Below are 8,961 nucleotides of genomic sequence, written 5' to 3'. Positions count from 1 at the left end.
ATCTTCCGAGATCCGCCTTTTAATCAAGATTATTGGGGTGTCTCCAGTGCTGTTATCGGTTTAGATGAGCTGTTTGAAGATGTTGGAATCGGCAAGATCGAGAACAAGTATGAACTCGCTATTCGTGGTGCAAACAGTTCAGGTAAAGATGGCGCTGTCTTTTATGGTACTCAGGATGTGTTCGATAATGCGTTTGCCACTGAACAGGTGAGTTTTCCATACGGTGGTTGGTACCTTGCTCTTTCTGGCAACGAACACGTATTAATGGATGAGCCTTGGTATCGCATCCAAGCGGTAAGGCTGGTGGGCTACTCTATAATATTAGTGCTAGCGTTTGCCTTCTTTACTATTTATCGCTTGTACCGGATTGCAGATAGCCGCTCTATGCATGATGAGCTAACGATGTTACCGAATCGTCGATACTTCATGTATAGCCTCAAGCAGGCCTTCAAAACCACTCAAAAACAGAGAGCGAGAACCTTTGCCGTTGTAAATATCGACCTCGATGGCTTTAAAGCAATCAACGATACTTATGGTCACGCGGCAGGCGATCAGGTATTGATCGAGTGTGCTAACCGCATAAGAAGTGAGCTGCGTGTTTCAGATATCGTCGCAAGGATAGGCGGTGATGAGTTCTTGGTCTTGTTGCCACGCATCATCGATGATCAACACGTATCGTCGATCGTGACTAAACTACGAAAGGCGATATGCTCGGCACCAGTTGTGTACGAGGCGCACTCTATTTATCTCAGAATCAGTGTGGGTTGGGTTATTCACAATAACAACTACAATGATGTCGATGCGCTCTTAAAAGCCGCTGATGAAAAAATGTACGAACAGAAGCGACAAGTTATCTAGGTTGAATTTGAGCTGCGATTAGAATTTAGTTGCTGAATGTGGGGAAAAGCCTCAGAATACCGCGCTTTGCTCCGTATCAATGTATTTGATGAGCAAAAGCTGAAGCAACGCACTTTTAACGTGTTGCTCATACTAAATGTTATTCAACTGAGAAAATAATCTATGAGTTTTACCTCCCTTGGCCTTTCTGAACCGATCCTTAAAGCTATTGAAGCACAAGGTTACGATAAGCCATCACCAATACAAGAGAAAGCCGTGCCAGCTGTCCTAACGGGCAAAGATGTTATGGCCGCTGCTCAAACAGGTACAGGTAAAACTGCAGGCTTCACGCTACCTATTCTTGAAATGTTATCGAAAGGTACTCGCGTACGTCAGAACCAAGTTCGTGCGCTCGTGCTAACGCCAACTCGTGAGCTTGCTGCGCAAGTGAATGGCAGCGTAGTGAAGTACGGTATTAACTTACCGCTGACTTCGACGGTAGTGTTTGGTGGTGTGAAGATTAACCCTCAGATGCAAAAACTGCGTAAAGGTAGTGACGTGTTGGTGGCAACACCTGGTCGTCTACTTGACCTATACAACCAAAATGCAGTGCGTTTTGACCAACTAGAAATCCTAGTGTTAGATGAAGCGGACCGCATGCTAGACATGGGTTTCATCCGCGATATCCGTAAAATCTTGGCTTTCTTGCCTAAGAAGCGTCAGAACCTACTGTTCTCAGCGACGTTCTCTGATGATATCCGCAGCTTAGCGAAAGGCTTGGTGAACAATCCTGTTGAGATTTCAGTAAGCCCTGCAAACTCAACGGCAAAAACGGTTGAGCAAAGCATCTACCCAGTAGACAAAAAGAAAAAGAGCGCAATGCTAGCGAAGCTAATCAAAGATAACGATTGGCGACAAGTGTTGGTGTTCAGCAAGACGAAACACGGTGCGAACAAGCTTGCTCGCTTCCTTGAAGAGCAAGACATCACTGCTGCACCTATCCATGGTAATAAGAGCCAAGGTGCACGTACTAAAGCCTTAGAGAACTTCAAAACAGGTAAGGTACGAGTACTTGTTGCAACTGATATTGCTGCTCGTGGTATCGATATCCCACAACTGCCTCAAGTAGTTAACTTCGATCTTCCTCATGTATCAGAAGACTATGTACACCGTATCGGTCGTACTGGCCGTGCTGGTGAAGTAGGTAAAGCGATTTCATTGGTTTGTGCTGATGAAGTGGGTGAGCTGTTCGGTATTGAACGCCTTATTCAACAAGTGCTAGAGCGTCGTGAACTGGAAGGTTTCTCTCCAGTAAATAAGTTACCTGAGTCTCGCTTGGATTCACGTCCAATCAAGCCTAAGAAACCTAAGAAAGCAAAACAGCCACGTGAACATGCCGATGGTCAACGCTCTGGTGATAACGCTCGCGGGCACAAGCCAGCAGGTAAGAACAAGCGTCATGTAGCTGGTAATGGTTCGGCGCCAAAGCGTAAGCCAACATCAGGAAAGAAACCGGCTGAAAACAATTCAGCTGCGACAGCTGAAGATAAATCAGTAAGAAACAACGGCAGCAACTTTAAACGCGGTAGTGCGGGCAATAAACCTGCTGCAAATAATGCGGGTGCTCAGAACACTCTGAGCAAACCAAGCGGTGCGGGTAAATCTAACGGTACTGGTAAGCCAAACAACGCGGGTAAACCTGCAGGCAAGCCTAAGAAGTCTGGTTACGGCGGTAGCTACGGCCCAAGCAAGTCGTCAAATAAGCCGACAGGCAACAAGCCTTCACCGTCGAGAAGCCTCTCTAAGCCAGCTCCTCAGAAGTAATCTTTTCTGAGATATTGAAAGATCAACGAACAGGAGTCGCTTTATAAAAAGGCGTCTCGTGGGTTAAGTTCTTTCTGTCATAGAAATCGAATAAGCGCGAATATTGAATCTCAATGTTCGCGTTTTTTATGGGCGCTGTTTGGGGTGTTGTTGATGTTGAGTAACCCTAGGGAGAGGTTTATTGCTGTTTAAAGTGATTGAATCTAAGGGAAATATGGCATTTTTGGGAAGGGTAATGAATCTTTAATGGTTCATTAATAACAACATAATCACTAGCGTTTTTGTTGAATTTTGCAATTTGCAATTCCAGTTTGCAAAACAAACAAGGATATACGACCAATACGTGTCCAGATGCGTAGTAAATACGTGTTTTAAAAGTTGGCACGTATGCTGCATTAGTAATGGTGACCCTTCTTAAGCCGAGGGTCACCTAGCCAACTGACGTTGTTAGTGAACCTTTTTTGTTCACACAAAATATATGACCAATCACCCTTATTGTGATTGGTTTTTTTTTGCCTGAATTTTAGGTTCTATTTTTTGTTATTACTTTTTTACTCACCACACTTAGAGTAACAGCTTGGTTGGCGTGGGCATTCTCCACCTCTGGAGCAGATAAGCCTCGCTTCTGTCTCAATCCCACGTTCAATCCAATTTATATTTAGAATCTTGGCTATTGTCGTGAGATCTTTCTTGATGTTACGCGGAATTGCCACAGAGCCACCATTGTTAACGCATGACGCTTTAAGCTGCTCTGCTATGTCTCTTGAATTACCGCCTTGAGCATCAATCGCAGGGTTGAGATCTATACCAGCACACAACACACGATTGTTACCCGCAGGATCCGTCATATTGATGGATTCACAGCAGTAGATCCTTGGCTCATCACCCACATTCAAAATGGTGATTTGAGCCGAGCTTCCCGCTCGAGGTTCTGATAATCGACGGAACACAGCCCAATGTTGACATGGGTCAGCGACCGTTCTCATATTTCCCCAAGGTAGTGGAATCCCGTTCCCGCGATATACCGCCTTGAGTTTCCCCGGCCCATAAGCATCAAAGTAGTGCCAGTGAGGGTAGGGCGATACTACAGTCATTCGACGCATCGCAACAGAGGGGGAAACCCCTGCTCTTTTGTGAACGTCGATTTCGTAACCAGTGCGGTCGAGTAGCTGTCTAAACGGGACTTTCGGGCACAGAAGTGCGCCAGCAAAGAAGCTGGATTCAAAGTCTCGCCATGCTTGAAGAATGTCTTGGGAGTTGAGCTGTGAAGAGCCTGATATCTGGTTGTCATCCCATGTGTTGTTGTTACCGACCGACAACACACTCTTTAGGCCTTCTTTGCTGTGCAGAATGCAATGACCGATATAAACCGAAAGGTCGTATTTCAGACGAGTTGGATACTCTTTGAGAATCTCGTTTAAGAAGATAGTACCCGGAGGCTCAAAGAAGGAGGTCACCAACTGCTTAGCGTTAATTCCGAGTTCATCGACTACGTCTTGCGGCGTGCGCGTCACCCAGCGGATGTTGATTCCTAGGCTTCTAGCGATGTCTATCAGGTCTTCTACGCTGAGGTTAAGACGTTTTAAGCCAACTTCCTCCGCAGCGCGCTCAAGGTCAGGGAAGTGGTTCTGATTGCTCTCTTGGTGTGCTCGAATCAAGAGGTGCGCAAACTGGCGGCCTGAAATGCCCGTTTGTGACAGCATCTCAGGAATCGCAATTTGCAGGATGTCGTTTGAGAATAGGAAGCTCGGCTCGAGCGCCATGCCACTTATCCCACCACGATTCCCCTTATCAGGAGCAATGGCTTGTTGTTCAGATTCGTCGTCGAGGAACCACGTCGGATTCTTCTGAAAGACCTGTGCAATCACTTCCAGCATATCGATGCTTGGAACCCGCTTTCCACGTTCAATCATTGAAAGGTAAGAAACGGAAGGGGCACATTCTGGGTCGATTCTAATACAACGCGCAGACAGGTCTTCCATCGTTAAATGGTTACGTTTTCTTAGGTTACGTATCTTCGTACCTAGGAAATGTGACTGACGAACTAAACTTTTTGACAAGGCCATATTTGTAAAATTCACATTGTAAAATTTTTGTTGTGAAATTGTATGTAAAAAAGCGCTAATCTACAAACTAAGCAATTCACAAAATGACAAATAAATTAAACGTTAGTTTGGAATAATTGCTCTAGGACACATTTTTGCTGTAGAAATCGGTGGTTATCACCGGACTGGTCAAGAGGGAAAGACTATGAATATGCTTACATTCGATAAAACAGAAATCCAAAAACAATCAAAGCCATTTATCGCTGAAGCTGTCTTTGCCGTGGAGACAATCAGTGCCAATCAGCAAACTGAAAAGCAAGTGAAAGCAAAGCAGCTGCTTGATCGACTATTCCCACTAGAGAATGGCTCGCATCAAGACGTAACCAGCTACGTAGTCGATTACCGTCATATTATGGCTTACTTTAAAGATGGTCAGCACAGCGGTTTGAAGCACCCTAAGCAGTTTGTAGCTTATATGGGTGAGAAGAACGACCCAGACTCTATCTTGTTCCGAGATGGCAGTGGCAGTCACCTAGAGGTGATGTTTGGTTGCCATAAAGGGACAGGTTGTATTGAGCTAGTAGAAATTGATGATATTCAGCTGGAATCATGCACCACGTTTGGCCAATCGCCAATGGAAGCAACAACCACAATGCGTGAAGAGACCATTGCAGCGATGCGCCACTGGATCAGTTTGATTCAAGGTGACGCAAAGGGTAAACCAAAGGCATGCAGTGAAGATAAAGAGTTCAGAGCAAAGAGTGGTGAAGACTACTGTCTGAATTACTGCTTCCAGATCTAACGGTGAACCCTAGGTAGCTAAATCAATTTACACAGCTAAAGAAAAAGCCCCGAAGATAATGTCTTTGGGGCTTTCTAGTTTCAATACGAGCCGGCTAATATGTCGATAAGAGCATTGTTGGTGTGTCTTACAAAGGCATAACTCGATTTCGGCCAAGTGATTTCGCTTCGTAAAGTAGTTTATCAGCACGTTCGATCAGCGATTGAGCTGATTCGCCGGGTTCAAGTTCAGCGACACCAAACGATGCCGTGATACTGCCGACTTGTTCACCACTGCGGCGATCTTTAATCGACAGCTTTTCTAAAGAGCGACGATTGGTATCCGCGAGTTGACGAGCAATACGCAAAGACTTGTTAGGCACAATCAGTGCGAACTCTTCACCACCAAATCGATAAGCAGAAATACCTTCACGGCAACTTAACTTCAGCTTACGAGCGATCCCTTTAAGAACCATATCACCAAACAAGTGGCCATAGGTGTCGTTGAAATTTTTAAAGTGGTCGATATCGAGAAGAATCAAACACAAAGACTGTTGTGCTTCACACAAGGTTTCTATGTCACGGTCGAAAGAGCGACGGTTATAGAGTGTGGTTGTACTATCGAAGAGCGCATCTTTCTGCACTTCTACCAATTGAGTTTTCAGCTTGGTGATCTCTGAGGTTGCAGAGTTCAACTGAGAGTTTAAAAACTGAGTAGAGTGACGAATATGACGAGATTCAGACACCAACTGTCGAACCAACGACATGACTTCATCAATAGATAAGCTTTCATTATCAACTCGAGCCAAGTCCTCGAAGCTTTTATCGATCATGTCAGAAAAAGCGGAAGTGTCGGTCAGGGTGTCATTCATTGAATTGGAAACTTCAGAAACTAACAGTTCCAAATTAGCGCGAAGGTCATTGATATTGGTTTCGGATTTGCTGGCAACATAATTGTTGTATAGCTGCTCACCCACGGCAGGAGGACAAATACCGTAGTGTTCTAAAACACCATCCATGTCTTGAGTCAGCTGGGGAATAGCGTTATCGACATAGGTGTACCAAAGTGCGTAATTTGCAGGTGTCGTTGACACCCTGTTCTTCATCATAAGAGGCACCGCTTTTTTTAGATTTGCGGTGGATTTCTGAAATTCGTCTTTGTTCATTATTTTTACTGCAGATACCAAAACAACTAAGCCACTTGCGAACAAGGTTAGCGGATTTCGAAGGTCTTTGCTTTAAAAATTATATGATTAATGGATGAGGATTGGATAAATAACTCATTTTTATTATGAATGTCGATTGCGTATTCATAAGTTTAATCTAATGGATTGTTCTTTAACCATATTTGGGCTTATCAAACTTTTGACATAGAGTGAGTTCGTATCAAAACATTAGTGAGAAATGAGTGTTGTTGTCTAGGGAAGTGCATACAAAAAGTGAAGTGGATTGATCGTCGAGCTTTAACTAAGAGTGGTTAGATTGAGGACGCTTTGCAGGTGATTTTCAGTTGTTCAGAGTTAAAGGGGGAAGCTTGTATCGAAAGGGGAAATGTTTATGAGCAGGCATAAAAAAGCGCCGATAAAAATCAGCGCTTTAAAATTCTTTTTTAGCTAAGAGCTAATTATTGAGCAACAACGTTTGCTGCTTGTAGGCCTTTTTGACCGTTTTCAACTTCGAAAGAAACCTTTTGGCCTTCTTTCAGAGTTTTGAAGCCTTCAGAAACGATTGCACGGAAGTGTACGAATACGTCAGCGCCGCCGTTGTCTTGAGAAATGAAACCGAAACCTTTCTCTTCGTTAAACCATTTTACAGTGCCAGTATTTGTGTTAGACATAATTTGTCCCTTATTCATAAATTTTCTAAGTTGTTGATTGCATTTAATGCAATGCGCTGATAATTGAATTATTTAATATTGCTAAGAAATAAGGAAAAACTACTTACAAAAACGGGTAACGATTTTACATGTCAATTTTTTACTATTCATCTAACTTAAATAACTCCGGCTAACAGAGCGAGAGCATGTTAACACAGTCTTTTGAGATGTACACGCATTGCTTAAGAAATTTGTGCTTTTTTTGTCATACCGTGCGAATGTACAAGATTTACACTGATTTAGTGATAGTTTTGTCGCTTCGTCCAACACAACAAAAGGAAGCATCTCAGCTTCCTTTTGATCATTAGTATAGACGATATTAACGCTTGAAGTTGATATCTTCAGTTTGATCTAAATTTATTTTTGTTTTCGCTGGTTGAGTCTCTGCAATCACCTTACCGTGGCGTATTGAGTACTGCACTGGTACTTGGCGGCGCACTGCATCAAAGCCATTGTCAGCAGGAAGAATCAGCAAGCTACCTGGCTTACCTTCTTCGATGCCGAAGTTGTCTTGTATGTTCAATGTGCGAGCAGAGTTCTTGCTGATCAAATCAAGTGAGTTGTTGATTTGGTCGTAGCCCATCACCTGTGTCACATGCAGTCCCATGTGCAGAACTTGAAGCATGTTCGCTGTGCCCAGTGGGTACCATGGGTCAAACACATCATCGTGGCCAAAACAAACGTTGATGTTTGCTGCTAGCATCTCTTTAACGCGCGTTACACCGCGGCGTTTCGGGTAATCGTCGAAACGGCCCTGTAAGTGAATGTTCACTAACGGGTTTGCCACGAAGTTGATACCAGACATCTTCAATAGACGGAACAAGCGAGATGCGTAAGCACCGTTGTAAGAGCCCATTGCAGTGGTGTGGCTAGCGGTTACTTTCTTACCCATTTCAAACTTATGAGCAAGAGCTGCTAATGTTTCCACAAAGCGAGACTGCTCGTCGTCGATTTCATCACAGTGAACGTCGATCAGACAGTCGTACTTGCATGCAAGCTCGAACACGTAATGCAAAGATTCAATACCGTATTCACGAGTGAATTCGAAGTGAGGGATAGCACCGATAACGTCAGCGCCGATCTTCACTGCTTCTTCAAGCAACTCTTTGCCGTTAGGGTATGAAAGAATGCCTTCTTGAGGGAATGCAACGATTTGGATATCGACCCACTCTTTCATCTCTTCACGAACTTCAACCATCGCTCTTAAGGCAACGAGTGTTGGGTCTGACACATCAACGTGTGTACGAACGTGTTGAACACCGTTAGCTATCTGCCATTTCAGTGTTTGCTTGGCACGAGACTTTACGTCTTCGATTGATAGCAGTTCTTTACGCTCAGCCCAACGCTCAATACCTTCAAACAAAGTGCCAGAGATGTTCCAGTTAGGCTCACCAGCAGTTTGAGTAGTATCTAGGTGGATGTGCGGTTCACAGAAAGGAGTAACTGCAATGCCACCTTCAGCATCAAGGATGTCGCCTTGATGATTGATTTGCGCGTCATTATCGAGAATGCGAGAAAATTGACCATTTTCAATCAGAATCTGTTTCAAGCCATCTTGGTCTTGAAGTTTCGCGTTCTTGATTAATAAGGTTGTCATAG

General features: G+C 44.0%; 7 protein-coding genes. 3 read left to right on the top strand and 4 right to left on the bottom strand.

The features are described 5' to 3' along the window. Both IQQ51_RS27505 and IQQ51_RS21745 read left to right on the top strand, forming a co-directional pair. Window positions 1–858, top strand: an 858-nt coding sequence (locus IQQ51_RS27505) for a GGDEF domain-containing protein (RefSeq protein WP_228013116.1), incomplete at its 5' end; no start/stop codon positions are given. Between the two features lie 162 nt (window positions 859–1,020). After that, window positions 1,021–2,661 (top strand): DEAD/DEAH box helicase, encoded by a 1,641-nt coding sequence (locus IQQ51_RS21745; RefSeq protein WP_193842118.1) that lies wholly within the window; start codon window positions 1,021–1,023, stop codon window positions 2,659–2,661. A gap of 551 nt (window positions 2,662–3,212) precedes the next feature. On the opposite strand, the gene IQQ51_RS21740 is transcribed toward IQQ51_RS21745, so the two are convergent. Continuing rightward, window positions 3,213–4,742, bottom strand: a complete 1,530-nt coding sequence (locus IQQ51_RS21740; RefSeq protein WP_193842117.1) for a DUF3612 domain-containing protein — start codon at window positions 4,740–4,742, stop codon at window positions 3,213–3,215. A gap of 169 nt (window positions 4,743–4,911) precedes the next feature. Here IQQ51_RS21740 and IQQ51_RS21735 point away from each other — a divergent pair, with 169 nt between their 5' ends. Beyond that, on the top strand, window positions 4,912–5,508 hold the full coding sequence (locus IQQ51_RS21735) for a malate synthase (RefSeq protein ID WP_048608941.1): 597 nt from the start codon (window positions 4,912–4,914) through the stop codon (window positions 5,506–5,508). A 127-nt stretch (window positions 5,509–5,635) separates the two neighbouring features. On the opposite strand, the gene IQQ51_RS21730 is transcribed toward IQQ51_RS21735, so the two are convergent. From IQQ51_RS21730 to IQQ51_RS21720, 3 genes are all read right to left on the bottom strand, one after another. Next, window positions 5,636–6,652: a GGDEF domain-containing protein gene (locus tag IQQ51_RS21730; RefSeq protein WP_048612880.1), complete on the bottom strand. Its 1,017-nt coding sequence runs from the start codon at window positions 6,650–6,652 to the stop codon at window positions 5,636–5,638. 458 nt (window positions 6,653–7,110) lie between these two features. Further along, the gene (locus IQQ51_RS21725) at window positions 7,111–7,323 is read right to left on the bottom strand and encodes a cold-shock protein (RefSeq protein ID WP_004740083.1); all 213 of its coding nucleotides are present in this window, start codon (window positions 7,321–7,323) and stop codon (window positions 7,111–7,113) included. 358 nt (window positions 7,324–7,681) lie between these two features. After that, window positions 7,682–8,959, bottom strand: coding sequence for a cytosine deaminase (locus IQQ51_RS21720; RefSeq protein ID WP_193842116.1), 1,278 nt, complete (start codon window positions 8,957–8,959; stop codon window positions 7,682–7,684). Window positions 8,960–8,961: the final 2 nt, after the last annotated feature.

The sequence above is a fragment of the Vibrio sp. OPT18 genome (assembly GCF_015163615.1).
GTDB lineage: Bacteria > Pseudomonadota > Gammaproteobacteria > Enterobacterales > Vibrionaceae > Vibrio > Vibrio coralliirubri.
This window is presented reverse-complemented; position numbering and strand designations above follow the sequence as displayed.